This is a genomic window from Delftia sp. HK171 (assembly GCF_001886655.1).
Classification (GTDB): Bacteria; Pseudomonadota; Gammaproteobacteria; order Burkholderiales; family Burkholderiaceae_C; genus Comamonas; species Comamonas acidovorans.
Genome location: NZ_CP018101.1, coordinates 5,649,825 through 5,676,033, shown reverse-complemented (window position 1 = coordinate 5,676,033; position 26,209 = coordinate 5,649,825). Strand labels below are relative to the sequence as shown.

Sequence of the window (26,209 nt, the reverse complement as noted above, 5' to 3'; positions counted from 1 at the left end):
GCAATAAATGTAAATTTTTGTGTGTTTCTCTGAACTGTGAGCATTCGAGAGTGTTCGTGCATGGCGGCGGACGTTCGCCCCAATGAAAATCCGCGCACCAATAGGCAAACATCATGCAGCAGACACTAGAGCCATCGATCGAGTTCACCGTCGCCGTCGTAGAGGATGACGAGGATATTCGTATCAATGTGTGTCGATTTTTAACAAAGTCTGGCTTGCATGCCTGGGGCACGGATTCTGCAGAAGACTTCTACATAAAGCTACTGCGTGAGAAGGCAGATCTGGTCGTCGTCGACCTGGGCCTGCCCGGCGAGGACGGCCTGAGCCTGGTCAAGCGCCTGGCCGAGCAGGAGATTCCCGTCGTGGTGCTCACGGCGCGTGGCGATCTGGACAGCCGCATCGCCGGCCTCAATGCCGGCGCCCTGCAGTACTTCGTCAAGCCCACCGACATGAACGAGCTGGTGGCCGGCATCCGCTCCCAGCTGCGCCGCAACACGGGCCAGCCGGCCCGGGCGGCGGCACCTTTCCTGACCTGGCGCCTTGACCCCCTTTCGGCCTGCATGGTCGCGCCCAACCACCAGATCATTGCCCTGACCAGTCGCGAGCTGGAATTGCTCGGCTGCCTGATGGCAACCCCCGGAACCATGGTGGCCAAGCAGACCTTGATCGAGACCATGGGCTATGCCGATGTGGATGACGGCTTCCACCGCATCGAATCGCAGCTGACGCGGCTGCGCCGCAAGACCCTGGATATCTCCGGGCTGGCCCTGCCGGTGAGGGCCGTGTTCGGCCGAGGGCTGGTGTTCGTGCCTTAAGCGCCCGCCACTTTTCTTTCCCTTTCCCCACCTTTTGAACGCGGCTTTCAGAGCCCGCGCAGGGGATTCGTTCGCTCTTTTTTTGAGCGCGGGAAAGCTGCGGGGCTGTCGCCAGTGGCGCTACAGAGTTTTTTCAACGGTGCGAAAGCATCAAAAAAGAGAGGAGCGGTATGACAAGACAGACTATCCGTGCCGAGCGGAGTGCTTTCAAACAGAAGGCCGGAACCCAAGCAAGGCGCCTGGCACTGGGAGCTGCGCTGCTTGCAAGCACCGTGGCCCAGGCATCGTTCATCAATGGCGATTTCGAGACGGGAAATCTGAATGGCTGGACGGAAGAGGCCTGGACCAACAATGGCACGGCGGCGACCTTGACGTCCAACCCCGTCAAACTGGCTGACCTGCAGCGTGCGGCTCCGGCGGGAAAGCTGCCGTTGAACTCGGTCGTCACAGCGCCCGAGGCGACGGTCAAGGATCGCCTGTGGGTTTCGGGCAGCTCCGATCTGTTGCTGCCCATGCGCGGCAGCAACACGGCCCGCATCAATCTGACCGAGACGCATATCCCTCGCAATGTGTCGCCAGAGCCCTCGTTTACCCAGCAGCCGAAGACAGCCAGTGCCATTTCGCAGGAAGTGACGCTGACGGCCGACGACATCGACAAGGACGGAAAGATCCATATCCGTTTCATCGCTGCGCCGGTGCTGGATGATCCAGGCAGCGGTCACACGCCTGCTCAGCGTCCGTACTATGCCATTGCATTGGTCAAGACTTTCGATGCACAAACTGCTTCGGTGGTGGACAAGGAACTTTTCTTTAAATATCACTATGCGGGTCAACCGGGTGTGGCTTGGAAATCGTTCCAGGATGCGAATGGGCACTCGGAGTTGTTCACCGACCCTCAGGCCTATGACGTGGCGCCCGGCAATGAAGTGCTGCGTGTAGGCGATAAGGTTCGACTGGAAGCGATTGCCGCTGGCTGCAGCCAGAGCGGACACTCGGGCCACCTGTACGTGGACAACTTCACCACCGCCCTGCCCAAGGGGGTATGGATCACGGCGTCGGGACCGGTGAGTGCCCCCAAGAACGATGGCACTGAGATCACCTACACGTACAGCTACACCAACAATGCCAGTACGCCGGTGACCAATGTCGAGGTGACGCCGGCCATGCCGCAAGACAGCACGGGCGTTTCCACCAGCTTTGTCTCTTTGGTCGATGCGAAAAACTATTGCACCGCACCTGTGGGTGGCGTGGGCTCCACGGGCCCTGCAAAGTGCAGCATCCCCAGCCTTGCACCAGGTGAGACCCTGACGTTCAAGATGACGGTCAAGGTTCCGCTGGGCACGCCGGGCGACCAGATCAACAACGGCAACTACACCATTGGTGGCGATGGCGTGGCCACACTCATGGGAGCCATGGTGCAGACCAACCTGCTGGACGCTGCGTCCTCCAGCGACATGACCACGAACCCGAGCGGACTGCCGCCCAAGGGCACGGTGGGCGTGCCTTATCCGCCGACAGCTTCGTTCTCCTGCACCAACCAGGGTGCTGCAACTGCGAACAATGCGATCTGCGGCGTGACCGGCCTGCCCCCGGGAGTTACTGTGGGTCAGTGCAAGGTGAATGGTGTGGACTGGGCCCAGGGCGATGCCGTCGCTGCAGGCGAGACGGTGGTCTGCCCGGTCTCCGGCACGCCGACGGCTCCAGGCACTTCCAACGTACAGGTCACGACGGGTGCGGACAACGACGTGACTCCTGCCAACAACCAGGTGGCGGCGTCTCCTGTGGTGATTGCGTCCCCTGCGGGCCCGGCCTCCATCCCCACGCTCTCCGAATGGGGCCTGATCCTGATGTCCGGCCTGATGGGCATCATGGGCTGGGGCATGGCGCGCCGCCGCCGCGCCAACCCGCTGTGACCGGCAGTCGGTCGTGACACAGGGCGCCCTTCGGGGCGCCTTTTTTTTCATCTGGGCGCTGCCGCAGCCAATTGACTTGCTCAATGTGTGATCGAATAAGGGTTTGTACCTAGTGATATCCCCATGATCGTCCGTGATCGCCCCGCCGGCCTCAGGCTGTTTCTGATTTTGCGGGGCTCGGTGCTCCAGCGTATCCAGGTCACGCTGCTCGTGAACATCGTGTTCGCCGCCATCATCACTCTGGTGCATGGCAACCTGTTCGACGTCAAGATCACGGTGACGCCCATCCCTTTCACGCTGATCGGCCTGCCGCTGGCCATCTTCCTGGGCTTTCGCAACAACACCGCCTATGACCGCTACTGGGAAGGCCGCAAGCTCTGGGGCGAGATGGTGATCTGCGCGCGCACGCTGGCGCGCCAGTGCCAGAGCCTGATCGTCATCGACGGGGATCCGGACCCGGCCCGGCGCAGCAGCGATGTGCGCGTGCGCATGGTGCACCGGGCGATCGCCTTTGCGCATCTGCTGCGCACGCAGTTGCGCGGGCTGCACGAGGATGTGGCCGCAGGCCGCTGGCTAGTGGACAAGGAATGGCGCCAGCTCCAGGGCCTGCCGCTGGAGCAGCGCTGCGACGCACTGATGATGTCCATGGGCCGCGATCTGGCGCAGTGCGTGCGCCGTGGCGAGATGGACCCCTGCCTGGCCGCGTCCATGGACAAGACCTTCACGCGCATGACGGCGGCAGCCGCCTCGTGCGAGCGCATCCGCAACACGCCCATGCCGTTCTCCTATGCGCTGCTGCTGCACCGCACGGCCTATATGTACTGCTTTCTGCTGCCGTTCGGCCTGGTGGACACGACCGGGTTCATGACGCCCTTTGTCGTGGCCATCGTGGCCTACACCTTCTATGGGCTCGACGCCCTTGGCGATGAACTCGAAGAGCCCTTTGGCCTGGAGAGCAACGACCTGCCGCTGGACACCATCTGCCGCTCCATCGAGATCAGCCTGGGCTGCACGCTGAGCGAGACGGATCTGCCGGCACCGCTCAGGCCGGAGGGCTACCGGCTGACCTGAGGCGGCGGGCAGACATGGGCAAAGGCCCATGAAAAAAGCCCCGCAGTTTTCTGCGGGGCCTGGTGCGGTGCGCTGCGGTGAGGTCAGACCTCAGGCAAACACGCCGGCCGTGTCCTGCATCTTCGCGGAGACGATGCCCAGGTGATGCAGGGTGTCACCGCCCGTCATCTCCATCTGCGTCAGGCGCTTGAAGTAGTGGCTGCCCGCGTACTCGTCGGTCACGCCGATGCCGCCGTGCAGCTGGACCGACTGCTGGCCGACAAAACGCAGCGACTGGCCCAGCTGGACCTTGGCGCGCGCGATGGCCACGTGGCGCTCGGCATCGGCTGCGCTCATCTTGAGGCTGGCGTAATAGCTCATGGAGCGGGCCAGCTCCAGCTGCATCTTCATGTCGGCCACGCGGTGGCGCAGGGCCTGGAAGCTGGCGATCACCGTGTTGAACTGCTTGCGCTGGTTCATGTACTCGGTGGTTAGCTTCAGGGTCTGCTCCATGGCGCCCACGCCTTCGGCGCACAGCGCGGCGTTGGCGGCGTCCTGGCCCAGCGTGAGGGCGGCCAGGCCATCGGCCGTCACCAGCGTGGCGGGCGCCGCCTGGCAGCGCAGTTCGGCCGCGCGGCTGCCGTCCTGGGTGCGGTAGCCCTGGGTGCTGACGCCGCTGGCGCCGCGCTCCACCAGGAAGAGGGCGATCTTGCCGTCCAGCTGGGCCGGCACCAGAAAGGCATCGGCCGCGTCGCCTGCGGGCACCACGCTCTTGGTGGCGTCCACCGTGTAGCCGCTGCCGCTTTTGCTGGCCTTGGCGGCGCAGACATCGAGGCGGTAGCGGGCCTGGCGCTCCTGGTGTGCCAGCACGACCAGGGCCTCGCCGCTGGCCACGCGCGGCAGCCACTGGCCGGCCACGGAGGCGTCGGCGTGCTTGCCGAGCACGCCGGCGGCCACAAAGGCCTGCGCCAGCGGCTCCATCACCAGGCCGCGGCCCAACTCCTCCATCACCACCATCACGTCGGTGGCGCCCAGGCCCAGGCCGCCGTGCTCCTCGGGCACGGTCAAGGCCGTCAGGCCCAGTTCGGCGAGCTCGCCCCAGACCTCGCGCGAAAAACCGCCCGCCTCGACGATGGAGCGGCGGCGCTCGAAGGTATAGCCCTTGTCCACCCAGCGGCGCACGGCGTCGCGCAGTTGCTGCTGGTCATCCGAAAAATCAAAGTCCATTTTCTGTCTCCCGAAGCTGATCGAAGCGCGTCCGGCGCACTTCTGGGTTCAGCGAAACTCCAGCCAAAATCAGCCCAGCACCGTCTGAGCGACGATGTTTCTTTGCACCTCGTTGGAGCCGCCGTAGATCGTCGTCTTGCGCATGTTGAAGTACGTCGATGCCAGCGGCGCGTTGTCCACCACGCCGCCGGGGAAGTCGCCCTGCCAGCCGGCTTCCATGGCCTCTTCGATGAAGGGCAGGCTGAAGGGGCCGGCGGCCTGCATCATCAACTCGGAGTAGCGCTGCTGGATCTCGCTGCCCTTGATCTTGAGCAGGCCGGCGATGTCCAGCGGGTTCTTGCCCGATTTCTCGGCCGACAGCACGCGCAGCACCAGCATCTCCAGCGCGACCACATCGACTTCGAGCTTGGCGATCTCATCGCGGAAACGCTGGTCCTCGTAGACGCCTTCGGCCTTGGCGATGCGCTTGAGGCGCTCCAGCTCGCGCTTGGCGCGGTTCACGTCGGCGATGTTGGTGCGCTCGTGGCTCAACAGGTGCTTGGCGTAGGTCCAGCCCTTGTTCTCCTCGCCGATCAGGTTCTCGGCCGGCACCTCGACGTTGTCGAAGAAGACCTCGTTGACCTCGCACTCGCCGTCCAGCAGCTTGATGGGGCGCACGGTCACGCCGGGGCTCTTCATGTCCACCAGCAGGAAGCTGATGCCGGTCTGGGGCTTGCCCTCGTTGCTGGTGCGCACCAGGCAGAAGATCCACTCGCCGTACTGGCCCAGCGTGGTCCAGGTCTTCTGGCCGTTGACGATGTACTTGTCGCCCACGCGCTCGGCACGGGTCTTGAGGCTGGCCAGGTCCGATCCCGAGCCCGGCTCCGAGTAGCCCTGGCTCCACCAGACCTCGCCGCTGGCAATGCCGGGCAGAAAGCGCTGCTGCTGCTCGGGCGAGCCGTAGGCCATGATCACGGGTGCCACCATCACGGGGCCGAAGGGAATGATGCGCGGGGCGCAGGCCAGGGCGCATTCCTCCTCGAACAGATGCTTTTGCACGGCCGTCCAGCCGGGGCCGCCGAACTGCTTGGGCCAGCCGTAGCCCAGCCAGCCTTTCTTGCCAAGAATCTTGGCCCAGTTCTGCAGGTCGTCGCGCGTCAGGCGCAGCGAGTGGCGCACCTTGTGCGCGATGTCCTGGGGCAGGTTGGCCCGCACCCAGGCGCGGACTTCCTCGCGAAAGGACTGTTCTTCAGGGGTAAATGCCAGGTCCATGGACTGTGTCTCCTTCAATCCCGGCTTTTGTAGCACGCACGTTCTTTTTTGGACTGTCCAGGGCGTGACAACCTATGGCAATCCCTGATGCAACAAGCCCCGGGCGGCGGGACCGTCCGGGGCTTGCTGCTGGGGCTGCCTGAGCGCGGGCGATCAGCTGGATTGGCCGGGCTCCTCCAGCCCCAGCTGTGCATAGACATGCGCAAGACGTGCCTGCAATTGCTGTACCTGGGCTTCGAGATCAACCACGCGCTGGGCCAGGGCATCGCCGCGTGCGCCTGCTGCAGCGGGGGGCTGGGCCATGGCGTTCACGTCCACGGGGCCGCACAGCAGATGGGCCCAGCGCTGCTCGCGTGCGCCAGGCGCGCGTGGCAGCAGCACGACCAGCGGGCCGCCTTTTTCCTCGCTGCGTTCGCGCAGCTCTTCCAGGAAGGCTTCGACCGATGAGATGTCGGCGAAGCGGTGCCAGCGCTCGGAGTTGATGCGCAGCTCGCCCGCCGTCTGCGGGCCGCGCAGCATCAGCAGGGACAGCAGCACGGCACTCTGGTCGGGCACCCCCACGCCGCGCGGGAAGTTGTGCTCCCAGCGCGTGGCGCGCGCGCTGCTGATCTGTACGGACATGGTGCGCAGGCGCAGGCTGTCCAGCGCTTCCTGGGCCTCGCCTTCGCTGACTTCCATCACCGGATCACGGCTGCTTTTCTGGTTGCAGCCCGTGACCAGCGCGTTGAGCGTGAGCGGGTAGCTGTCGGGCACGGTGCGCGCCTTCTCCATCAGGGTGGCCAGCACGCGGGCTTCGACAGCGGTCAGGGGGGTGGAGCGGGGATCGAATGGCATGGGTGTCTGGACGGAAGAGGTGACAAGGCCCGGCAGGGCCATGGGCCTTGCCGGGGCTGGCGCAGGCCGCGCGGCCTGCGGTGCGACAATCGCCGCCCATGAAAAATATCGTGATCCTGATCTCGGGCGGCGGCTCGAACATGGCTGCCATTGTGCGTGCTTCGCAGCAACAGGACTGGGCGCGGCGTTACGGCGCCCGCGTGGCCGCCGTGGTCAGCAACAAGGCCGAGGCCTCGGGCCTTGTTTTCGCGCGCGAGCAAGGCATTGCCACCGAGGTGCTGGACCACCGCCCGTTTCCCAGCCGCGAGGCGTTTGACGCCGAGCTGGCCCAGGTGATCGACCGCCACGCGCCTTCGCTGATCGTGCTGGCCGGCTTCATGCGCATCCTCACGCCGGGCTTCGTGGCGCATTACGAGGGACGCATGATCAACATCCACCCCTCGCTGCTGCCCGCCTTCACGGGTCTGCACACGCACCAGCGGGCGATCGATGCAGGCTGCCGCTTTGCCGGCTGCACCGTGCACCGCGTTACGGCCGAGCTGGATGTGGGCCCCATCCTGGAGCAGGCCGTGGTGCCCGTGCTGCCCGGCGACACAGCCCAGGCGCTGGCCGCGCGCGTGCTGGTGCAGGAGCACCTCATCTACCCGCGCGCCGTGGCGCAGTTGATGCGGGGCTAGGGTCTGCTCACAGGCCCTCGCTCTGAAAGGCCTGCTGCTCCGGCTCGGGACAGCGTGCAAAGCGGGGCTGCTCCACGCCGTCGATGACCACGGTTTCATTGAACATGGCGGCAGGCCGCACCCACAGGCCTCGCTCGCCGTAGAGCGCGCGATACAGCGTCATGGACTCGCGCGTCTCACTGTGGCGCACGGTGGCAAGCACTTCGTAGGGGGCGCCCTTGTAGTGGCGGTACAGGCCCGGGGGCGTGGAGATCAGAGGTGGCAGGTCGTCGTCGGTCATGGGGCGCCATGGTAGCTGCGCCAGCCCGGCGTTGCTTCGGGTTCCGACCTGTGGCCCTCTCGGATTTGCAAGGCAGTGGGACAATTGCGCCCATGCATCCCAAACAGCTTCTCGACGCCTGCGCCGAACTGGTCAAGCGCACCCTGACTTTCGAACACCCGGCCGACGCCGTGGTGTCACGCTTTTTCCGTGAAAACCGCAACCTGGGCCCGCGCGAGCGTGCCGCGCTGGCCGAAACCGCCTACACCGTGCTGCGCAAGAAGCTGCTTTTTGAGAGCCTGGCGCGTTCTGGCAGCGGCTCGCGCGAGCGCAGGCTGGCCATCCTGGGCTTTGCCCATAGCCAGGAAGCCCTGGCCCGCGTGGCCGGCAAGTCCGAGCAGGGCGTCAAGGAGGCGCTCGGCTTTGCGCGCGCAGCGCTGTCCCCCCAGGAACTGCAATGGCTGGACGCCTGCGATGCCGTGCGCCCCGATGAGCTGATGGAGCCGCACCGCCACAACCTGCCCGAGTGGCTGGTCGCGCCGCTCAAGCAGCAGCTGGGCGAAGATTTCTGGGCCTTTGCCCAGAGCATGGAGCAGGCCGCACCGCTGGATCTGCGCGTCAATGCGCTGAACGCCAAGCGTGCCGATGTGCAAAAGGAACTGGCCGATGCCGGCATCGCCGCCGAAGCCACGCCGTACTCGCCCTGGGGCCTGCGCGTGCAGGGCAAGCCTGCGCTGGCCCGGCTGGACGCCTTCACGCGCGGCGCCATCGAGGTGCAGGATGAAGGCTCCCAGCTGCTGGCGCTGATGCTGGACGCCAAGCGCGGCGAAATGGTGGTCGATTTCTGCGCCGGCGCAGGCGGCAAGACCCTGGCCATTGGCGCGTCCATGCGCAGTACGGGGCGCCTGTACGCCTTCGATGTGTCCGGCCACCGGCTCGAAGCCCTGAAGCCGCGCCTGGCGCGCTCGGGCCTGTCGAACGTGCACCCTGCGGCCATCGCCCATGAGCGCGACGACCGCGTCAAGCGCCTGGCCGGCAAGATCGACCGCGTGCTGGTCGATGCGCCCTGCTCGGGCCTGGGCACGCTGCGTCGCAATCCCGACCTCAAGTGGCGCCAGTCGGCCAAGGCCATCGAGGAGCTCACGCAAAAGCAGGCGGCCATCCTGGCCAGTGCAGCGCGCCTGGTCAAGCCGGGTGGGCGCTTGGTCTATGCCACCTGTTCGGTCCTGCCGCAGGAAAACGAAGCCATCGCCGAAGCCTTTGCAGCGGAGCACTCTGACTTCGTGGCCATGGATGCCGGCGAACTGCTGGCCCAGCTCAAGGTGGAGCAGGGCGATGCGCTGTGCAGCGGCGGCGAGACCGGCACGCAGTACCTGCGCCTGTGGCCGCAGCGCCATGAGACGGATGGCTTTTTCGCCGCCGTTTGGACCCGGAAGCCGTAACTTGCAGACGCAATAAGCTGTAAATCGCAGGAGATTGTCGAATGCCTTTGTAGGCGCATCGCCTAAAATTGAGGCATCGGTGCCACTGGGCGCCGCCTTGCCAAAGGCTTCGGTTATGTCGCTGGATTTCGGATCGGTTTGGAACCTCGCCGTGGATTGGATGGCCCATGGCCTGTGGCAGCTGTCGTGGTGGCAGCTGCTGCTGTACGCCCTGGTCACCACCCACATCACCATTGCGGGCGTCACCATCTTCCTGCACCGCTGCCAGGCCCACCGCTCGCTGGACCTGGGGCCGGTTCCTTCGCACTTCTTCCGTTTCTGGTTGTGGCTGGGCACGGGCATGGTCACCAGGGAGTGGGTGGCCATCCACCGCAAGCACCACGCCAAGTGCGAAACCGAGGACGACCCCCACAGCCCGCAGACACGTGGCCTGGACACCGTGATGCGCCAGGGTGCGGAGCTGTACCGTGAAGAGGCGGCGAACGCCGAGACACTCAGGAAGTTCGGCCACGGCACGCCCGACGACTGGATCGAGCGCCATCTCTACAGCCGGCATTCGATCTGGGGCCCTTCGCTGATGCTGATCATCAATGTGCTGCTGTTCGGCGCCATCGGATTGACGATCTGGGCCGTGCAGATGGCCTGGATTCCGTTCTGGGCTGCCGGCGTGGTCAACGGCCTGGGCCATTTCTGGGGCTACCGCAACTTCGAGGCCCAGGATGCCAGCACCAACCTCGTGCCCTGGGGCCTGATCATTGGCGGCGAGGAACTGCACAACAACCACCATACCTACCCGACCTCGGCGAAGTTCTCGGTCAAGCGCTATGAGTTCGACGTGGGCTGGGTCTACATCAGCGCCATGCAGAAGCTGGGCTGGGCCAAGGTCAAGAAGACGGCGCCGCGGCTGGTCATGGGCGCCGTCAAGCCCGTGGCCGACGAAAAGACGCTGGAGGCCGTGATCGCCAACCGCTACGAGGTCATGGCCCGCTATGCGCGCGGCGTGCGCGCCGCCGTGCAGATCGAGCTCGATGCGCTCAAGCAACGCAAGGCCCGGCAGGCCGACCTGTCCCAGCTCAAGACGGCGCGCCGCTGGCTGCACCGCGATGCCGACAAGGTGCCCGCCCAGGCGCAGGGGCAACTGGCCCAGGCGCGCGCAGCCCACCCCGTGCTCGACCAGATGCTGGTCATGCGCGAGGAGCTGCGCCAGCTGTGGCTGAACACCTCGCTGTCGCGCGAGCAACTGACGGCCCATCTGCAGGCCTGGTGCCATCGCGCCGAGGCCAGCGGCATTGCCGCGCTCAAGGAGTTTTCCGTCAAGCTGCGCGCTGCCCACGCCTGAGGCCGCGAAGCCAGCCGGCAACTGACCATGCCCGGGGCCGCATCCCCTCTTCGGAGGCGATGCGGCTTTTTGCTGTGGGGCTCTGCCGCAGTTCCAGGCTTGCCATGGCCTGGGACAAGGAGCGGACCCGTATCTGCAGATCGGCGCCCGCGCGCCAGCCCTGGCCCGGCTGCAGCCTGAGGGCCGGCGCGGGCACCCCATCCGCCCAGGCCTGTTGCGGGGCGGTGATTTCCAGCGGGCCGTGGCGGCAGAACAGTTCACTGCCCTCCAGCACATGCAGGTGAAGATCGTTGCCGGGGGCAAGATGGCGCAGTTCGAAGGAGCGGGTGTCGGCGTTGTGCATGGTCTGTGTCCTGTGATTCCAGGCCCTCAAGCGTAGGCAGGCGGCCTTCATCGGCACAGGCACAGCCCGCGGCTTGTTGCATCGCAGCAGTGCAGATGGCGGTGGATCTGTTCTGCTTTGTGGTCGATGGATCTGTATCTGTTGCGTAACAGCGCCTTGCGGCAAGATCGCGGGCAAGTCCTCTCGTCCCCGATTCGTTGTCGACCTGTTCCATGACCCTTGCTAGCGCCTCTCCGACCCTGTACCGCCGCCTGGCGGCCGACTACAGCCTGGCGATGGAACTGGGCACGCTCAAGGCGGGCGAGCGCATGCCTTCCGTGCGCGAGCTGATGCGCCGCCATGAGGTCAGCCTGTCCACGGCGCTGCAGACGCTGCGGCATCTGGAGGACCTGGGCCAGCTCGAAGCCCGCCCGCGCGTGGGCTACTTCGTGCGCGATGCCCGGCCTGCAGGCCTGGCCCCGGCCAGCGAGCCCGACCTGAGCCAGCCGGTGCAACCGCTGCCGCAGCCGCACTTCGCAGGCATCAATGAACACATTTCCCTGATGCTGGAGCGCGGCCGCCAGGCCGACGTGCGCGTGGACCTGGGCGGTGCCACGCCACCGCCCGAACTGTTCGATCGCGGCTACCTGAACCAGACCGCCGCCCGGCTGCTGCGCGAGCAGCCCGACCTGTTGGTGCTGGGGCGCTCCATGATGGGCAGCCACCCCGATTTCCAGCGCGCCATGGCGCGGCGCGCGCTGGCGGCGGGCATCCATGTGGCACCGGCCGATGTGCTGGCGACCACGGGCAATTCCGAGGCCGTGAGCCTGGCGCTGGCCGCCGTGGCCTCGCCCGGCGACTTGGTGGCCGTGGAGTCGCCGACCTACTACGGCCTGCTGCAGGTGGTGGAGTCCTTGCAGATGCAGGCGCTGGAGATTCCCTGCAGCCCGCGCACCGGCCTGTCCATCGAGGCGCTGGAGCTGGCCCTGCAGACCCAGCCGCGCCTGAAGGCCGTGGTGGTCGTGCCCGAGCTGCAGATGCCGCTGGGTACGCGCATTCCCGATGAGCACAAGGCCAGGCTGGTCGATCTGTGCGGCGCCCACGGCGTGGCATTGATCGAGGACGACTCCTATGGACTGTTCGTGGAAAGCAGCCAGCCCGTGCGCCCCATCAAGGCCTGGGATCGCCTGCCGGGCCATGTCATCTATTGCGAGGCCTTCAACAAGAGCATGGCGCCGGGCCTGCGCCAGGGCTGGATGAACGCTGGCCAGTGGCATGGGCGGGTGCAGATGCTCAAGTTCGCGCGCAGCCGCGGCACCCAGACCCTGGCCCAGTTGCTGGCGGCCGCCTGCGTGGGCTCGCCCGCGCATCTGCGCAATCTGCAGCGCCTCAAGCAGCAGTTGCGGCGCCAGCGTGAAGGCATGGCGCAGCTGGTGGCGCGGTTTTTCCCGCTGGGCACGCGGCTGAGCCTGCCGCCCGGCGGACTCAGCCTGTGGCTGGAGTTTCCGGCTGGCGTGTCCACGTCCGCGCTGTTCACGCAGGCGCTGGCGCGCGGCATCCGCACGGCGCCGGGCAGCATGTTCTCGAACTCGGGGCGCTACGAGCACTGCATGCGCCTGGGCTGCACCCTGCCGGTGGATGCCGTGATCGAGCAGGCCTGCCGCGAGCTGGGTGCCATGGCCTGTGCGCAGCTGGGTCAGCCGGCGCGCAGTGGGTGACAGACGAAAAACGGACGCAAAGCCAACACAAAGCGGACGCAAAAAAACCGCCGGGCTTGCGCCGGGCGGTTTTTTGTCGGTACCGGGAACAGGCTGAATTACTTCAGCTTGATTTCCTTGTACGTGACGTGCTTGCGAGCCTTGGGATCAAACTTCATGATCGCCATCTTCTCGGGCATTGTCTTCTTGTTCTTGGTCGTGGTGTAGAAGTGGCCGGTTCCTGCAGTGGATTCCAGCTTGATCTTTTCGCGTCCGCCTTTAGCAGCCATGGTGTTTCTCCTTGAGGGATTTAGGCTTGGCCACGGGCACGCAGGTCTGCGAGCACGGAGTCGATACCGTTCTTGTCGATCAGGCGCAGAGCAGCGCTGGAAACGCGCAGGCGCACCCAACGGTTTTCGCTCTCAACCCAGAAACGGCGGTATTGCAGGTTGGGCAGGAAACGACGCTTGGTCTTGTTGTTGGCGTGGGAAACGTTGTTTCCCACCATGGGCTTCTTGCCCGTTACTTCACATACGCGTGCCATGAGGACACTCCGATAGTTGTACAGCCGCCGACGCTGATGCCCTGCATTTGCTGCATGGCTTGCCGGCAACCTCACCTCGCCATAAAGGGTGGCGGTAACCCCATGCTGAAAGTGTCCTGGCCATGCAAGCAAGGCGCGCTTCAAATTCAGCAAAGCCACGGATTATAGCGTCTCCATGAGAAAAGCCCCTGGGCCAGCCAAACACGGCTGCAGCCAGGGGCTTTTGCCGCCCTGCGGGAGAGCAGGGCGGGCAGGATTGCGGGTTGCGTCCTGCTTATTCCTGTTCGAGGAAGCGCTGGGCGTCCAACGCGGCCATGCAGCCCGTGCCGGCGCTGGTGATGGCCTGGCGGTAGACATGGTCCTGCACGTCGCCAGCCGCGAACACGCCGGGCACGCTGGTCTGCGTGGCAAAGCCCTTGAGGCCGCCCTGGGTGATGATGTAGCCGGTCTCGTCCATCTCCAGGTGGCCCTTGAAGATCTCGGTATTGGGCGCATGGCCGATGGCGATGAAGCAGCCCTGCAGCTGGATGTCCTCGGCGTGGCCGTCCTGGGTGCTCTTGATGCGGATGCCGGTCACGCCGGACTGGTCGCCCAGCACCTCTTCGAGCACGAAGTGGGTCTTGAGCTCGATCTTGCCGGCCCGGACCTTGTCCATGAGCTTGTCCACGAGGATGGGCTCGGCCTTGAACTTGTCGCGGCGGTGCACCAGGGTGACCTTGCTGGCGATGTTGGACAGGTACAGGGCTTCCTCGACGGCCGTGTTGCCGCCGCCGACCACGCACACGGGCTGCTCACGGTAGAAGAAACCGTCGCAGGTGGCGCAGCCGGAGACGCCGCGGCCCATGAAGGCCTCTTCGGAGGGCAGGCCCAGGTACTTGGCTGAGGCGCCGGTGGCGATGATCAGGCTGTCGCAGGTATAGGTGCCGGAGTCGCCGGTCAGCGTGAAGGGGCGCTTGGAGAAATCGACGCTGTGGATGTGGTCGAACACCACCTGGGTCTTGAAGCGCTCTGCGTGCTCCAGAAAACGCTGCATCAGCTCGGGGCCCTGCACGCCGTTCACGTCTGCAGGCCAGTTGTCCACCTCGGTCGTCGTCATCAGCTGGCCGCCCTGGGCCATGCCGGTCACCAGCAGCGGGTTGAGGTTGGCGCGCGCGGCATAGATGGCGGCCGTGTAGCCGGCAGGGCCGGAGCCGAGGATCAGGACTTTGGCGTGTTGGGTAGAAGACATGGATGCAGTTCTTGAAAAAGGCGCACGCCGGCAGTCGGCGTGCAGAAAAAAAGATACATCGGGAACAGCTGTGGAGTATCGCTCCGCAGTCAGGTTCCCGTTGCCATATGGATCAATGGCCCGGATTGTCAAAAATGATCGACGTGGCGCCGTCATGCGGCGGTGTCATGCTCTGTTGCAAGTGCTTGCATTACGCTTGCGGGTCGCCCTGGCTGTTTTTGCGGCCAGTCCGAGGGGGCTGGGGTAAGCTCCCGCCTGCGTATGACTTACTCATTGAACGCTCTGAACGCTTCCACATCCGCCAAGGGCAAATCCAGGTCTGCGGCGCGCCCCGGCATGGTGGCGCGCTTCGGCCACGAAATGCTGCTGCTGGCGGGGCTGCTGGCCCTGGTGTTCTGGCTTGCCTCCATGCTCAGCTACTCGCCCCAGGATCCAGCGTGGTCCACCTCCGGGGCGGGACACGCGCGCCTGGTCGCCAACTGGATGGGCCGCGTCGGAGCCTGGCTGGCCGACGCCTGCTATTTCGGTTTCGGCATGTCGGTCTGGTGGCTGGTGCTGGCCTCGCTGCAGACCTGGCTGTCTTCCTTTGCGCGCTGGCTGCGCGGCGGCGTGCCGCGCGACGGTGTGCCACTGCCGCCCCTGTGGCGCCGGCGCCTGCGCTTTTGGGGCGGGCTGCTGCTGCTGCTGGGTGCGAGCTGCGCACTGGAGTGGACGCGCCTGTACCGCTTCGAGAGCGTGCTGCCCGGCCCGGCCGGCGGCGTCTTCGGCTACATGCTGGGGTACCACAGCCTGCAGTGGCTGGGCTTCATGGGCTCGGGCCTGATCGGCATCTGCGTGGCCGTGATCGGCCTGGCCATGGTGTTCCGCTTTTCCTGGGGTCATCTGGCCGAATCCATGGGCGCACGCCTGGACGGCTGGGTGCTCTTTCTTTTTGCGCGCCGTGAAAAGGCCCGGGACGAAGCCGCAGGCCGCCGCGCTGCGCGCGAGCGCGAGGAAGTGGTGCAGGAAGAGCGCACGGAAAGCGCCGTGCAGCACCCGCAGCCCGTGCAGATCATCGAACCCGTGCTCCAGGAGGCTGCGCTACCCAGCGTGCGCGTGGTCAAGGAGCGCCAGAAGCCCCTGTTCTCCGAACTGCCCGACAGCAAGCTGCCCCAGGTGGATCTGCTCGATGCGGCGCAGCAGCGCCAGGAAAGCGTCTCGCCCGAAACGCTGGAGATGACCAGCCGGCTGATCGAAAAGCGCCTCAAGGACTTTGGTGTCGATGTGCATGTGGTCGCCGCCATGCCCGGCCCCGTGATCACGCGCTACGAGATCGAGCCGGCCACGGGCGTCAAGGGCTCGCAGATCGTGAACCTGGCCAAGGATCTGGCGCGCTCGCTGTCCCTGGTGTCCATCCGCGTGATCGAGACGATTCCCGGCAAGAATTTCATGGCGCTGGAGCTGCCCAATGCCAAGCGCCAGTCCATCCGCCTGTCCGAGGTGCTGGGCTCGCAGGTCTACCACGACGCCAAGAGCATGCTGACCATGGGCCTGGGCAAGGACATCGTGGGCAATCCGGTCGTGGCCGATCTGGCCAAGATGCCGCACGTGCTGGTTGCCGGCACCACGGGTTCAGGCAAGTCGGTGGGGATCAACGCCATGATCCTGTCGCTGCTGTACAAGGCCGAGGCCCGCGATGTGCGCCTGCTGATGATCGACCCCAAGATGCTGGAAATGTCGGTCTACGAAGGCATTCCTCACCTGCTGTGCCCCGTGGTCACCGACATGAAGCAGGCCGCCAATGGCCTGAACTGGTGCGTGGCCGAGATGGAGCGCCGCTACAAGCTCATGAGCAAGCTGGGCGTGCGCAATCTGGCGGGCTACAACGCCAAGATCGACGAGGCCAAGGCGCGCGAGGAATCCATTCCCAACCCCTTCAGCCTCACGCCCGAGGAGCCCGAGCCGCTGCAGCGCCTGCCGCACATCGTCATCGTCATCGACGAGCTGGCCGACCTGATGATGGTGGTCGGCAAGAAGATCGAGGAGCTGATCGCGCGCCTGGCCCAGAAGGCCCGCGCGGCGGGCATCCACCTGATCCTGGCCACCCAGCGTCCCAGCGTGGACGTGATCACCGGCCTGATCAAGGCCAACATCCCCACGCGCATCGCCTTCCAGGTCAGCAGCAAGATCGACAGCCGCACCGTGCTTGACCAGATGGGCGCCGAATCCTTGCTGGGCATGGGCGACATGCTCTACATGGCCAGCGGCACGGGCCTGCCCGTGCGCGTGCACGGCGCCTTCGTGTCGGACGAGGAAGTGCACCGCGTGGTGGGCTACCTCAAGGAGCAGGGCGAGGCAGACTACATCGAAGGCGTGCTCGAAGGCGGCACGGCCGAGGGCGACAGCGAGTTCGGCTCGGAGTCCGGCGACGGCGGCAACGGCGAGAAGGACCCCATGTATGACCAGGCCGTGGAAGTGGTCCTCAAGGACCGCAAGGCCAGCATCTCGTATGTGCAGCGCAAGCTCAGGATTGGTTACAACCGCTCGGCGCGCCTGCTGGAAGATATGGAAAAGGCGGGCCTCGTCAGCGGTCTCACGGCCAGCGGGCAGCGCGAAGTGCTGGTGCCCGCGCGCGCCGGGGAATGAGCCCGCTTCCCCGCAATCATGGAGAAAGAATGAAACGTCTGTTGACTGCAGTTGTGATCGCGGCAAGCGCGACGGCCTCGTGGGCCGATGGCCTCAAGAGCCTGGAAGCCTTCATGAAGAATTCCCAGGCCGGCCGCGCCGAATTCACCCAGGCCGTCACGGCCCCGTCCAAGGATGGCCAGCCGCCGCGCACCAAGAACTCCAGCGGCCAGTTCGAATTCCAGCGTCCCGGCAAGTTCAGGTTCGTCTACACCAAGCCGTTCGAGCAGACCATCGTCGCCGACGGCAAGACACTGTGGCTCTATGACGCCGACCTCAACCAGGTCACGCAGCGCCCCCAGGCCCAGGCCCTGGGCAGCACGCCGGCCGCCATCCTGGCGTCGGCCAACGATCTCAAGGCGTTGAGCGCCGACTTCGATCTGCAATCCGCGCCCGAGCAGGATGGCCTGCAATGGGTCCAGGCCAGCCCCAAGGACAAGAACGGCCAGCTCAAGAGCGTGCGCGTGGGCTTTGCGGCCGATGGCCAGCTTTCGGCGCTGGACATCCTCGACAGCTTTGGCCAGCGTTCGCTGATCCGCTTCAGCCAGCTGCAGACCCAGGCGTCCTTGCCGGCCTCGACTTTCGAGTTCAAGGTGCCAGCGGGCGCCGACGTGCTCAAGCAGTAAGCCGCGCTGCCGCGCGGGGCAACCCTTCAGGCCGGTCACAGCTGCAGTGCGCAGTTTGTGAGGTTTTGTAATGGTTTTGCCTAATATCGTCGAGACAATGGCGGCCTGCGGCCAGCGATTGTTTCGACGTCCCTCCGAGGACATGCTGGCCGGCTCTCGCATGCCTTTATGAACCTCAGTCGCAAGTTGCCGCTCGCCATTGCCATGGCGCTGCTATTCACCCTCGCTGCCGGATTCTTCGGACTCTGGTCGGCCCATCGATCCCTAGGCGTCTTTCACGGCGATGTCCAGCGCCACATGGCGGCGGAACGCCTCGCCGCCGAGGTGGAAGGCCACTTCAAAACCCAGGTCCAGGAATGGAAGAACGTGCTGCTGCGCGGCTCGGACAACGCGCTGCGCGAGCAGCACTGGAAGGGCTTTCTGGCCGATGAGCGCGCCGTGCAGGACAAGACCGCGGCCTTGCTGGCCCTGGTGGACGATGCCTCCCTGCGCGAGATCGCCCAGGGCTTTGTGGCACAGCACCGCAAGATGGCCGAGGGCTACCGCGTGGGGCTGGACAAATTCGAGGCCACGGGCTTCGACCCCTCGGTGGGCGACATGGCCGTGCGCGGCGTGGACCGCGAGCCGGCCGAGCTGCTTTCCCAGCTCAAGGCCGGCATTGCGGCGCAGAGCAAGGCGGTGGCCGACGATGCCTACAGCAGCGGCAAGCACGCCACGGAGCTGAGCCTGGTGCTGATGCTGGTGGCGGCCGTGGCCGGCGTGGCCATTGGTTGGCTCATCACCCGTGCCGTGGTGGCACCGCTGCGCAGCGCGGTCCAGCTGGCCGAGAAGGTGGCCCAGGGCCATCTGACCAATGCCATAGCGAGCGGCGGGCACGACGAACTGGGCCAGCTGCTGCGGGCGCTGGGCGCCATGCAGGAGCAGCTGCGCAGCATCGTCGTGGAAGTGCGCGGCAATGCGGAGCAGGTGGCATCCGCCAGCTCGCAGATCGCGGCCGGCAACAGCGACCTGGCCCAGCGCACCGAGCAGCAGGCATCGGCCCTGCAGATGACGGCTTCGTCCATGGACCAGCTCGACTCCACCGTGCGCGGCAATGCCGATCACGCAGAGAAGGCCAACCTGCTGGCTTCGTCCGCCAGCGACATCGCCACGCGCGGTGGCGATGCCATCTCGGCCGTCGTGGGCACCATGCGCAGCATCCAGGATGCGTCCGAGCGCGTGGTCAGCATCATCGAGGTGATCGACGGCATCGCGTTCCAGACCAATATTCTTGCGCTCAATGCGGCCGTGGAGGCCGCGCGGGCCGGAGAACAGGGCCGGGGCTTTGCCGTGGTCGCCGCCGAGGTCCGCACGCTGGCCCAGCGCAGCTCGGGCGCGGCGCGGGAAATCCGTGACCTGATCCAGGCCAACGCCCAGCGCGTGGCCCTGGGGGCCGAGGAGGTGGACAGCGCAGGTGCGACCATGGCCTCGGTGCAGGAGGTGATTGCCAAGGTCTCGCACATGATCGGCGCCATCAGCCATTCCAGCGGCGAACAGAGCGCTGGCGTGAGCCACGTCAACAGCGCCATCGTCCGCATCGAGGAGGGGACCCAGCAGAACGCCGCGCTGGTGGAGCAGACCAGTTCGGCCGCCGAGAGCCTGCGCAAGCAGGCCCATCAGCTGGTCGAACTCATGGCGCGTTTCAGGACGGCCTGAACGCGGTGGCCGGGGCCGGGCGCAGCCGGTCGTGGAGCGCCGCCAGCACCAGGGTGGCTGCCACGGGCAGGGCCCAGCCCATGCCGTTGCCCGGCAGGCTGTTCAGGAAGGCCGGCAGCCAGTCCTGCCAGCCGGCCGCCTTGGCGGCATCGACAAGACCGAACACCAGCGCCACGGCCAGCACCGGCGCGAACACGCGCTGCGCATTGCGCCACAGGCCTGACAGCAGGCTCAACACCACCAGGGCGATGGCCAGCGGATAAATGCCCACCAGCACGGGGCCGGACAGGGCAATCAGCTGGGCCAGGCCCTGGTTGGACACCAGGATGCACGCCAGCCCAATGGCCACCACCACCGCGCGGTAGGGCAGGCGCAGCATCTCGCTGAAGTAGGCGCCACAGGCGCTGACCAGGCCCACGGCCGTGGTCAGGCAGGCCAGGGAAATCACCACGGCCAGCAGCAGGCTGCCGATGGGGCCGAAGGTGTGATCCACATAGCGCGTGAGGATGAGCACGCCGGTCTGCGCCTGCGGGGCGATGGACTGGCTGGTGGCGCCCAGATGGATCAGCGACAGATACACCAGGCCCAGGCCCACGGCCGCGATCACGCCCGCGATGATGGCGTAGCGCGTCTGCAGCCCGGTGTGGGAGATGCCCCGGTCCCGGATGGCGTTGACGATGACGATGCCGAAGGCCAGGGCGCCCAGCGCGTCCATGGTCTGGTAGCCCTCCAGAAACCCTTCGGTCAGGGGCGCGACCAGGTAGTCGCCGCTGGCGCTGGTGGCGGCACCGGCCGGCAGCAGCACGGCGGCGGCACCCAGCACCACCAGGGCCAGGATCAGCACGGGCGTGATCAGCTTGCCGATGGTGTCGATCAGCTTGCCGGGGAACAGGGACAGGCCCATGACCAGCACAAAGTACACCGCCGAGTAGATGAACAGCGCAGTGCTGCTGTGGCCCACGAAGGGCGCAAAGCCCATCTCGAACGACACGGTGGCCGTGCGCGGCGTGGCAAACAGCGGGCCGAGGATGAGATAGATCAGCAGGCCCAGCACCATGCCGGCCTTGCGGCCCACGGGCGAGGTCAGTGCATCGAGCCCACCGCCCACGCGCGCCAGCGCCACCACGGTGAGCAACGGCAGGCCCACGCCCGTGAGCAGAAAGCCCGTGGCCGCCGCGGCCGCGTGCTCGCCGGCGCCCTGGCCGACCATGGGCGGAAAGATGATGTTGCCCGCGCCGAGGAACAGCGCAAAGGTCATGAAGCCTAGGGCGATAAGGTCCCGGGTCTTGAGTGTTTGCATGGATGCAGAAATGAAAAGGTCCCGCCTTGCCGCATGGCAGGCAGTTCCGGAAACGGTGGGAGGCGCGGAGCGATGGGGCAGCAATGGCGCAGGCCCGATGGCCGCGCATGCCGCGCGGCCGGCTCCGCAAAGGGCAGCATTTTAGGGCGGCGGCCCGAAGCGGGTGAAAAATGTCAGTGATTGCTCTTGATGAGATGCATGCAAACCATTCATGTCATGTGAGTGACATGCCTGCAGGCGATGGCCAGGATCCTGGCTGGCGATCCATGGCTTCATCCCCCGCAGCCAGGTACAGGCATCAGGGGCTGGCGCACCCGCTGCCGCCATGGCGTGGACAATGGCGTCATGGTTTTGCAACTGCATCTGTTCCCCTCGGCAGCGAATCCGGCACATGGGCTGCCGAACGCCTTCTGCGCGGCGCTGCCTGCGACGGAGCTGGCCCATGGCTGATCTGTTCACCCAGGAGCCCTCCGCACCACTGGCCGAAGCCCTGCGGCCCAAGACCCTGGACGAGGTCGTGGGCCAGTCCCATCTGCTGGGCGAGGGCAAGCCGCTGCGCCTGGCCTTCCAGTCAGGCAAGCCGCATTCCATGATCTTCTGGGGGCCGCCCGGCGTGGGCAAGACCACGCTGGCCCGGCTCACGGCCACGGCCTTCAAGTGCGAGTTCATTGCGCTGTCTGCGGTGTTCTCCGGGGTCAAGGACATCCGCGCGGCCATGGAGCAGGCGCAGCAGAACCTGGCCATGGGCCGGCACACCATCCTCTTCGTGGACGAGATCCACCGCTTCAACAAGTCCCAGCAGGATGCGCTGCTGCCCTATGCGGAAAGCGGGCTGGTCACCTTCATCGGCGCCACCACGGAGAACCCGTCCTTCGAGGTGAATTCGGCCCTGCTGTCGCGCGCGCAGGTCTATGTGCTGCAATCCCTGACCGACGATGAACTCAGGCAACTGCTGCTGCGGGCGCAGGAAAAGGCCCTGGGCGGGCTGGAGTTCGACGACCTGGCGCGGGACACCATCGTCGGCTATGCCGATGGCGATGCCCGGCGGTTCCTGAACCTGCTGGAGCAATGCCAGACGGCGGCCGGCGCTGCGGGCGTCACGCGGATCGATGCCGAGTTCGTGCAGAACGCGCTGACCTTGAATGCCAGGCGCTTCGACAAGGGCGGCGACAACTTCTACGACCAGATCTCGGCCCTGCACAAGTCCGTGCGCGGCTCCCATCCCGATGCGGCGCTCTACTGGCTCACGCGCATGCTCGATGGCGGCGCCGATGCGCGCTACCTGTCGCGGCGCATCGTGCGCATGGCCTGGGAGGATATCGGCCTGGCCGATCCGCGTGCCATGCAGATCGCCAACGACGCAGCCCTGACCTATGAGCGCCTGGGCAGCCCCGAAGGCGAGCTGGCGCTGGGCCAGGCCGTCATCTACCTGGCCATGGCCGCCAAGAGCAACGCCGGCTACAACGCCTACAACAAGGCCCGGGCCTTCGTGAAGCAGGACAGAAGCCGCGAGGTGCCCGTGCACCTGCGCAACGCGCCCACCAAGCTCATGAAGGAACTGGGCTACGGCCATGAATACCGCTACGCGCACGACGAGCCCAACGCCTACGCGGCCGGCGAGACCTATCTGCCCGAAGGCATTGCGGAGCCGGGCTGGTACCAGCCCGTGCCCCGGGGCCTGGAGATCAAGATCGGCGAGAAGCTGGCCGTGCTGCGCAAGTGGGACGAAGAGGCAGGCGGCGCATAGCCGAAGCCGGTGAGGGCAGGCCGGTGCCGGGGCTAGGCGCCCGGGCCGGGCTCCACCGCCACGTCCCGCGCGTGCAGGGGGGCGTGGCACTCCGAGCAGACGACCAGGGGGTCGAACGTGTGGCCGCACACCGTATGCCGGTGCAGCAAGGGCCGGCCTTCCTCGCCGGACATGTGTACATCGCCCCAGTGCACGATGGCCATGACCACGGGATGCAGGTCCAGCCCCTTGGGCGTGAGGCGGTACTCGTGCCGTACCGGCGCCTCCTGGTAGGCCACCTTCTTGAGCACGCCTGCCTCGACCAGCCTGGCCAGCCTGTCCGACAGCATGGGGCGTGAAATGCCCAGGCGCCCCAGGAATTCATCAAAACGGCGTACGCCCAGAAAGCAGTCGCGCAACACCAGCAGTGTCCAGCGGTCGCCGATGACCGAGACCGTGCGTGCGATGGAGCAGCGCTCCTCTTCCAGTTCGTTCCATTTCATTGGGCAGTTCCCCGCTTGACGGGTTCTGATTTTAAACCTACCGTGCATTGAGTTCAAAAAATGAACTGACCAATCATCCACGGAGATCCCATGACCGACAAGAAAGCCATTCTCGTGATCGGCGCTGGCGACGCCACGGGCGGCGCCATCGCCCGGCGTTTTGCGCGCGAAGGCTATATCGCCTGCGTCACGCGCCGCGACGCGGACAAGCTCCAGCCCCTGGTCGAACAGATCCGCGCCGCCGGTGGCCAGGCCCATGGTTTCGGCAGCGACGCGCGCAAGGAAGAGGAAATGGTGGCTCTGGTGCAGAAGATCGAGGCCGAGATCGCACCCATCGAGGTCGCCGTCTTCAACATCGGCGCCAACGTGCGCTTCGGCATCACCGAGACCACGGCGCGCGTCTACTTCAAGGTCTGGGAGATGGCCTGCTTCGCTGGCTTCCTGATGGGGCGGGAGGCGGCCAGGGTGATGCTGCCGCGCGGCCGGGGCACCATCATCTTCACGGGCGCCACCGCCAGCCTGCGCGGGCGCGAGGGCTTTGCTGCGTTTGCCGGCGCCAAGCACGGCCTGCGTGCGCTGGCCCAGAGCATGGCGCGCGAGCTCTGGCCCAAGGGCATCCATGTGGCCCACCCCGTGATCGACGGCGCCATCGACACGGAGTTCATCCGGAGCAACTTTCCCGAACGCTATGCCCTCAAGCAGCAGGACGGCATCCTCAATCCCGACCACATCGCCGACCTCTACTGGCAACTGCACCAGCAGCCGCGCGATGCCTGGACGCATGAAACCGAAATCCGCCCCTGGATGGAGTCCTGGTAGGCCCTTCAGCCATTTGCGTCCCTTCAGCCGCTTCAGCCCCTTCGCTTCGATGTTCCATCCCATTTGATGCAGGCCGTGCCATGAAACCCAACGTGCAATTCCTCTTCGACTTCGGCAGCCCCAACGCCTATCTCTGCCACCAGGTCATCCCCGCAATCGAGGCGCGCAGCGGCATCCGCTTCGACTATGTGCCGGTCCTGCTGGGCGGCCTGTTCAAGCTGGCCAACAACCGCTCACCGGCCGAGGCGAATGCCGATATTCCCAACAAGCGCGCCTATGAGGCGCTGGAACTGCAGCGTTTCGTGCAAAGGCATGGGCTCACGCGCTTCCGGATGAATCCGCACTTTCCCGTCAACACCCTGCAGATCATGCGCGGGGCCGTGGCGGCGCAGGGCCTGGGCTGCTTCGAGCGTTATGTGGATGCGGTGTTCTCCAGCATGTGGGAGAAGGGCTGCAAGATGGACGATGCCCAGGTGATCGGCACCGAGCTGTCCGGGGCGGGCCTGGACGCCCCAGCCCTGATCGCCGCAAGCCAGACGCCCGACGTCAAGGCCCGGCTGCTGGCAAATACCGAGCAGGCCTTCCACCGTGGCGCTTTCGGATCGCCCACCTTTTTTGTTGGCGACGAGATCTACTTCGGCAAGGACCGCCTGCGCGATGTGGAGGAACAAGCGCTGCGGGCCTGCAGCCAGCCTCAGGCCGATCGCCCGTCGTAGCGCGTGATGCGCAGCGCCTCGGGGTCCACGCCTTCCAGGCAGCGCACGTTGACGGCCGCCATGTGCCGGCCCTGGGGATCGATGGCCTCGCCGAACGGATGGATGCCGCAGGTCGGGCAGAAGCGGTGCTGGATCAGGTGCCGGTTGAAGGTGTAGGTCCGCATCTGTTCATCGGGCGTCTGCAGCTGCAGCTGTTCCCTGGGAACGAACCACATGAGGGCGCCCTTGCGCGCGCAGATGGAGCAGTTGCAGGCCATGGCCTGGGTGAGTTCGCCTTCCACATCGAAAGCGATGCCGCCGCAGTGGCAGCTGCCGTGGTATTTCATCGGGGTTCTCCGTGGCCACCTCGGGCTGGCGGCACTGCCGTTGATGGTAGGAGTTCATGCTGGCTACGGCAAATTGCTGCAGTGCTACATAAGAGCACGTGGCTTGTAAAGCCTCGGGAAACCCCCCTGCAACAAGGCGTTGCAGGCCACCGGGGGGTGCCTAGAATCGCCAATCCCCTGCGGTTTCCGGGCCACAAGCCAGGATGCGGCGGGAGAGCTTCCACCACCATGGCATTGCTGGCTCCGTTCGTTTGGATGCGAGGCACGCTGAATGTCTCCATCCTGGACTAAAGGGGAGAGCGCATATGGACATACTGCTTCAGCAGGTCATCAACGGATTGGTCCTGGGCAGCATGTACGCCCTGATCGCCCTGGGCTACACCATGGTGTACGGCATCATCCAGCTCATCAACTTCGCCCATGGCGAGGTGCTCATGGTCGGCGCGCTGACCAGCTGGAGCTGCATAGGCCTGATGCAGGAGGCCATGCCCGGTGCGCCGGGCTGGTTGATCCTGCTGCTGGCGACCGTGATCGCCTGCGTGGTGGCCGCGGCACTGAATTTCGTGATCGAGAAAGTGGCCTACCGCCGCCTGCGCAGCAGCCCGCGCCTGGCGCCGCTGATCACGGCCATCGGCGTCTCGCTGCTGCTGCAGACGCTGGCCATGATCATCTGGAAGCCCAACTACAAGGCCTATCCCACGCTGCTGCCGAGCACGCCCTTCGAGATCGGCACGGCGGTGATCACGCCCACCCAGATCCTGGTGCTGGTGGTCACGGCGATCGCGCTGGCATCGCTGACCTATCTGGTCAACTACACCAAGCTCGGGCGCGCCATGCGGGCCACGGCCGAGAATCCGCGCGTGGCGGCCTTGATGGGCGTCAAGCCCGACGTGGTGATCTCGGCCACCTTCATCATCGGCGCCGTGCTGGCGGCCATCGCGGGCATCATGTACGCCTCCAACTACGGCACGGCCCACCACACCATGGGCTTTCTGCCGGGGCTCAAGGCCTTCACGGCGGCCGTGTTCGGCGGCATCGGCAACCTGGCCGGCGCCGTGGTCGGCGCCATGCTGCTGGGGCTGATCGAGTCCATAGGCTCGGGCTACATCGGCGACCTCACGGGCGGCGTATTGGGCAGCCACTACACCGATATCTTCGCCTTCATCGTGCTCATCATCATCCTGACGCTGCGCCCCTCGGGCCTGCTGGGTGAGCGTGTGGCCGACCGCGCCTGAG

25 protein-coding genes are annotated in these 26,209 nt (G+C 65.9%); 14 read left to right on the top strand and 11 right to left on the bottom strand.

The window, feature by feature from the left end; all coding sequences use genetic code 11:
• The first annotated feature begins 113 nt into the window (after positions 1-113).
• From BO996_RS25385 to BO996_RS25375, 3 genes are all read left to right on the top strand, one after another.
• Positions 114-815 (top strand): response regulator transcription factor, encoded by a 702-nt coding sequence (locus BO996_RS25385; protein ID WP_013800907.1) that lies wholly within the window; start codon positions 114-116, stop codon positions 813-815.
• Between the two features lie 170 nt (positions 816-985).
• A complete protein-coding gene (locus BO996_RS25380; RefSeq protein ID WP_071956685.1) occupies positions 986-2,728 on the top strand; it encodes an IPTL-CTERM sorting domain-containing protein in 1,743 nt (580 codons plus the stop codon).
• 123 nt (positions 2,729-2,851) lie between these two features.
• A complete protein-coding gene (locus BO996_RS25375; protein ID WP_071956684.1) occupies positions 2,852-3,799 on the top strand; it encodes a bestrophin family protein in 948 nt (315 codons plus the stop codon).
• Positions 3,800-3,889: 90 nt separating this feature from the next.
• Here BO996_RS25375 and BO996_RS25370 read toward each other — a convergent pair whose 3' ends face one another.
• The 3 genes from BO996_RS25370 to BO996_RS25360 form a co-directional block, all read right to left on the bottom strand.
• Positions 3,890-5,005, bottom strand: a complete 1,116-nt coding sequence (locus BO996_RS25370; RefSeq protein WP_071956683.1) for an acyl-CoA dehydrogenase family protein — start codon at positions 5,003-5,005, stop codon at positions 3,890-3,892.
• Positions 5,006-5,074: 69 nt separating this feature from the next.
• Positions 5,075-6,256 (bottom strand): acyl-CoA dehydrogenase family protein, encoded by a 1,182-nt coding sequence (locus BO996_RS25365; protein ID WP_012207172.1) that lies wholly within the window; start codon positions 6,254-6,256, stop codon positions 5,075-5,077.
• Between the two features lie 153 nt (positions 6,257-6,409).
• Entirely contained in the window at positions 6,410-7,090 is a 681-nt protein-coding gene (locus tag BO996_RS25360; RefSeq protein ID WP_043796599.1) for a YceH family protein, read from the bottom strand.
• A 98-nt stretch (positions 7,091-7,188) separates the two neighbouring features.
• On the opposite strand from BO996_RS25360, the gene purN reads away from it, so the two are divergent.
• A complete protein-coding gene (gene purN, locus BO996_RS25355; protein ID WP_012207170.1) occupies positions 7,189-7,767 on the top strand; it encodes a phosphoribosylglycinamide formyltransferase in 579 nt (192 codons plus the stop codon).
• Between the two features lie 7 nt (positions 7,768-7,774).
• Here the strand turns inward: purN and BO996_RS25350 are convergent, their stop codons facing one another.
• Positions 7,775-8,047 (bottom strand): DUF1653 domain-containing protein, encoded by a 273-nt coding sequence (locus BO996_RS25350; RefSeq protein ID WP_071956682.1) that lies wholly within the window; start codon positions 8,045-8,047, stop codon positions 7,775-7,777.
• A gap of 92 nt (positions 8,048-8,139) precedes the next feature.
• On the opposite strand from BO996_RS25350, the gene BO996_RS25345 reads away from it, so the two are divergent.
• Together BO996_RS25345 and BO996_RS25340 are read left to right on the top strand one after the other, a co-directional pair.
• Entirely contained in the window at positions 8,140-9,468 is a 1,329-nt protein-coding gene (locus tag BO996_RS25345; protein ID WP_043825048.1) for an RsmB/NOP family class I SAM-dependent RNA methyltransferase, read from the top strand.
• Positions 9,469-9,583: 115 nt separating this feature from the next.
• The gene (locus tag BO996_RS25340; RefSeq protein ID WP_071956681.1) at positions 9,584-10,807 is read left to right on the top strand and encodes a DesA family fatty acid desaturase; all 1,224 of its coding nucleotides are present in this window, start codon (positions 9,584-9,586) and stop codon (positions 10,805-10,807) included.
• On the opposite strand, the gene BO996_RS25335 is transcribed toward BO996_RS25340, so the two are convergent.
• Complete coding sequence (locus BO996_RS25335; RefSeq protein ID WP_034396784.1) at positions 10,782-11,150, bottom strand: hypothetical protein; 369 nt, start codon at positions 11,148-11,150, stop codon at positions 10,782-10,784. The two genes, BO996_RS25340 and BO996_RS25335, sit on opposite strands and share 26 nt — an antisense overlap.
• A 212-nt stretch (positions 11,151-11,362) precedes the next feature.
• Here BO996_RS25335 and BO996_RS25330 point away from each other — a divergent pair, with 212 nt between their 5' ends.
• The gene (locus tag BO996_RS25330) at positions 11,363-12,847 is read left to right on the top strand and encodes an aminotransferase-like domain-containing protein (RefSeq protein ID WP_071956680.1); all 1,485 of its coding nucleotides are present in this window, start codon (positions 11,363-11,365) and stop codon (positions 12,845-12,847) included.
• Between the two features lie 98 nt (positions 12,848-12,945).
• Here BO996_RS25330 and rpmG read toward each other — a convergent pair whose 3' ends face one another.
• The 3 genes from rpmG to trxB all read right to left on the bottom strand — a co-directional run bounded on the left by rpmG (position 12,946) and on the right by trxB (position 14,598).
• Positions 12,946-13,116, bottom strand: a complete 171-nt coding sequence (rpmG, locus tag BO996_RS25325; RefSeq protein ID WP_012207164.1) for a 50S ribosomal protein L33 — start codon at positions 13,114-13,116, stop codon at positions 12,946-12,948.
• A gap of 20 nt (positions 13,117-13,136) precedes the next feature.
• Positions 13,137-13,370, bottom strand: coding sequence for a 50S ribosomal protein L28 (gene rpmB, locus BO996_RS25320; RefSeq protein ID WP_012207163.1), 234 nt, complete (start codon positions 13,368-13,370; stop codon positions 13,137-13,139).
• A 274-nt stretch (positions 13,371-13,644) separates the two neighbouring features.
• A complete protein-coding gene (gene trxB / locus BO996_RS25315; RefSeq protein WP_034396780.1) occupies positions 13,645-14,598 on the bottom strand; it encodes a thioredoxin-disulfide reductase in 954 nt (317 codons plus the stop codon).
• A gap of 261 nt (positions 14,599-14,859) precedes the next feature.
• Between trxB and BO996_RS25310 the strand changes: the two genes are divergently transcribed.
• The 3 genes from BO996_RS25310 to BO996_RS25300 all read left to right on the top strand — a co-directional run bounded on the left by BO996_RS25310 (position 14,860) and on the right by BO996_RS25300 (position 19,583).
• Positions 14,860-17,223, top strand: coding sequence for a DNA translocase FtsK (locus BO996_RS25310; protein WP_012207161.1), 2,364 nt, complete (start codon positions 14,860-14,862; stop codon positions 17,221-17,223).
• Between the two features lie 29 nt (positions 17,224-17,252).
• The gene (lolA, locus tag BO996_RS25305) at positions 17,253-17,888 is read left to right on the top strand and encodes an outer membrane lipoprotein chaperone LolA (RefSeq protein WP_013800917.1); all 636 of its coding nucleotides are present in this window, start codon (positions 17,253-17,255) and stop codon (positions 17,886-17,888) included.
• A gap of 168 nt (positions 17,889-18,056) precedes the next feature.
• Positions 18,057-19,583 (top strand): methyl-accepting chemotaxis protein, encoded by a 1,527-nt coding sequence (locus BO996_RS25300; RefSeq protein ID WP_071956679.1) that lies wholly within the window; start codon positions 18,057-18,059, stop codon positions 19,581-19,583.
• Here the strand turns inward: BO996_RS25300 and brnQ are convergent.
• Positions 19,570-20,883, bottom strand: coding sequence for a branched-chain amino acid transport system II carrier protein (brnQ, locus tag BO996_RS25295; protein WP_013800919.1), 1,314 nt, complete (start codon positions 20,881-20,883; stop codon positions 19,570-19,572). The two genes, BO996_RS25300 and brnQ, sit on opposite strands and share 14 nt — an antisense overlap.
• Positions 20,884-21,325: 442 nt before the next feature.
• Here brnQ and BO996_RS25290 point away from each other — a divergent pair, with 442 nt between their 5' ends.
• Complete coding sequence (locus BO996_RS25290; protein ID WP_012207157.1) at positions 21,326-22,630, top strand: replication-associated recombination protein A; 1,305 nt, start codon at positions 21,326-21,328, stop codon at positions 22,628-22,630.
• Between the two features lie 32 nt (positions 22,631-22,662).
• On the opposite strand, the gene BO996_RS25285 is transcribed toward BO996_RS25290, so the two are convergent.
• Positions 22,663-23,112, bottom strand: coding sequence for a winged helix-turn-helix transcriptional regulator (locus tag BO996_RS25285; protein WP_043825062.1), 450 nt, complete (start codon positions 23,110-23,112; stop codon positions 22,663-22,665).
• A 90-nt stretch (positions 23,113-23,202) separates the two neighbouring features.
• Here BO996_RS25285 and BO996_RS25280 point away from each other — a divergent pair, with 90 nt between their 5' ends.
• Together BO996_RS25280 and BO996_RS25275 are read left to right on the top strand one after the other, a co-directional pair.
• Entirely contained in the window at positions 23,203-23,931 is a 729-nt protein-coding gene (locus BO996_RS25280; protein WP_013800921.1) for an SDR family oxidoreductase, read from the top strand.
• Between the two features lie 80 nt (positions 23,932-24,011).
• Positions 24,012-24,647: a 2-hydroxychromene-2-carboxylate isomerase gene (locus BO996_RS25275; RefSeq protein WP_071956678.1), complete on the top strand. Its 636-nt coding sequence runs from the start codon at positions 24,012-24,014 to the stop codon at positions 24,645-24,647.
• On the opposite strand, the gene BO996_RS25270 is transcribed toward BO996_RS25275, so the two are convergent.
• A complete protein-coding gene (locus tag BO996_RS25270) occupies positions 24,626-24,973 on the bottom strand; it encodes a GFA family protein (protein ID WP_013800923.1) in 348 nt (115 codons plus the stop codon). The two genes, BO996_RS25275 and BO996_RS25270, sit on opposite strands and share 22 nt — an antisense overlap.
• A 305-nt stretch (positions 24,974-25,278) precedes the next feature.
• Between BO996_RS25270 and BO996_RS25265 the strand changes: the two genes are divergently transcribed.
• Entirely contained in the window at positions 25,279-26,208 is a 930-nt protein-coding gene (locus BO996_RS25265; protein ID WP_012207152.1) for a branched-chain amino acid ABC transporter permease, read from the top strand.
• The last annotated feature ends 1 nt before the right edge of the window (position 26,209 follow it).

Excerpts from the sequence above, each read along its gene's own strand:
- BO996_RS25385 (WP_013800907.1), top strand. The coding sequence starts at position 114 with ATGCAGCAGACACTAGAGCCATCGATCGAGTTCACCGTCGCCGTCGTA.
- BO996_RS25380 (WP_071956685.1), top strand. The coding sequence starts at position 986 with ATGACAAGACAGACTATCCGTGCCGAGCGGAGTGCTTTCAAACAGAAG.
- BO996_RS25375 (WP_071956684.1), top strand. The coding sequence starts at position 2,852 with ATGATCGTCCGTGATCGCCCCGCCGGCCTCAGGCTGTTTCTGATTTTG.
- BO996_RS25370 (WP_071956683.1), bottom strand. The coding sequence starts at position 5,005 with ATGGACTTTGATTTTTCGGATGACCAGCAGCAACTGCGCGACGCCGTG.
- BO996_RS25365 (WP_012207172.1), bottom strand. The coding sequence starts at position 6,256 with ATGGACCTGGCATTTACCCCTGAAGAACAGTCCTTTCGCGAGGAAGTC.
- BO996_RS25360 (WP_043796599.1), bottom strand. The coding sequence starts at position 7,090 with ATGCCATTCGATCCCCGCTCCACCCCCCTGACCGCTGTCGAAGCCCGC.
- purN (WP_012207170.1), top strand. The coding sequence starts at position 7,189 with ATGAAAAATATCGTGATCCTGATCTCGGGCGGCGGCTCGAACATGGCT.
- BO996_RS25350 (WP_071956682.1), bottom strand. The coding sequence starts at position 8,047 with ATGACCGACGACGACCTGCCACCTCTGATCTCCACGCCCCCGGGCCTG.
- BO996_RS25345 (WP_043825048.1), top strand. The coding sequence starts at position 8,140 with ATGCATCCCAAACAGCTTCTCGACGCCTGCGCCGAACTGGTCAAGCGC.
- BO996_RS25340 (WP_071956681.1), top strand. The coding sequence starts at position 9,584 with ATGTCGCTGGATTTCGGATCGGTTTGGAACCTCGCCGTGGATTGGATG.
- BO996_RS25335 (WP_034396784.1), bottom strand. The coding sequence starts at position 11,150 with ATGCACAACGCCGACACCCGCTCCTTCGAACTGCGCCATCTTGCCCCC.
- BO996_RS25330 (WP_071956680.1), top strand. The coding sequence starts at position 11,363 with ATGACCCTTGCTAGCGCCTCTCCGACCCTGTACCGCCGCCTGGCGGCC.
- rpmG (WP_012207164.1), bottom strand. The coding sequence starts at position 13,116 with ATGGCTGCTAAAGGCGGACGCGAAAAGATCAAGCTGGAATCCACTGCA.
- rpmB (WP_012207163.1), bottom strand. The coding sequence starts at position 13,370 with ATGGCACGCGTATGTGAAGTAACGGGCAAGAAGCCCATGGTGGGAAAC.
- trxB (WP_034396780.1), bottom strand. The coding sequence starts at position 14,598 with ATGTCTTCTACCCAACACGCCAAAGTCCTGATCCTCGGCTCCGGCCCT.
- BO996_RS25310 (WP_012207161.1), top strand. The coding sequence starts at position 14,860 with ATGACTTACTCATTGAACGCTCTGAACGCTTCCACATCCGCCAAGGGC.
- lolA (WP_013800917.1), top strand. The coding sequence starts at position 17,253 with ATGAAACGTCTGTTGACTGCAGTTGTGATCGCGGCAAGCGCGACGGCC.
- BO996_RS25300 (WP_071956679.1), top strand. The coding sequence starts at position 18,057 with ATGAACCTCAGTCGCAAGTTGCCGCTCGCCATTGCCATGGCGCTGCTA.
- brnQ (WP_013800919.1), bottom strand. The coding sequence starts at position 20,883 with ATGCAAACACTCAAGACCCGGGACCTTATCGCCCTAGGCTTCATGACC.
- BO996_RS25290 (WP_012207157.1), top strand. The coding sequence starts at position 21,326 with ATGGCTGATCTGTTCACCCAGGAGCCCTCCGCACCACTGGCCGAAGCC.
- BO996_RS25285 (WP_043825062.1), bottom strand. The coding sequence starts at position 23,112 with ATGAAATGGAACGAACTGGAAGAGGAGCGCTGCTCCATCGCACGCACG.
- BO996_RS25280 (WP_013800921.1), top strand. The coding sequence starts at position 23,203 with ATGACCGACAAGAAAGCCATTCTCGTGATCGGCGCTGGCGACGCCACG.
- BO996_RS25275 (WP_071956678.1), top strand. The coding sequence starts at position 24,012 with ATGAAACCCAACGTGCAATTCCTCTTCGACTTCGGCAGCCCCAACGCC.
- BO996_RS25270 (WP_013800923.1), bottom strand. The coding sequence starts at position 24,973 with ATGAAATACCACGGCAGCTGCCACTGCGGCGGCATCGCTTTCGATGTG.
- BO996_RS25265 (WP_012207152.1), top strand. The coding sequence starts at position 25,279 with ATGGACATACTGCTTCAGCAGGTCATCAACGGATTGGTCCTGGGCAGC.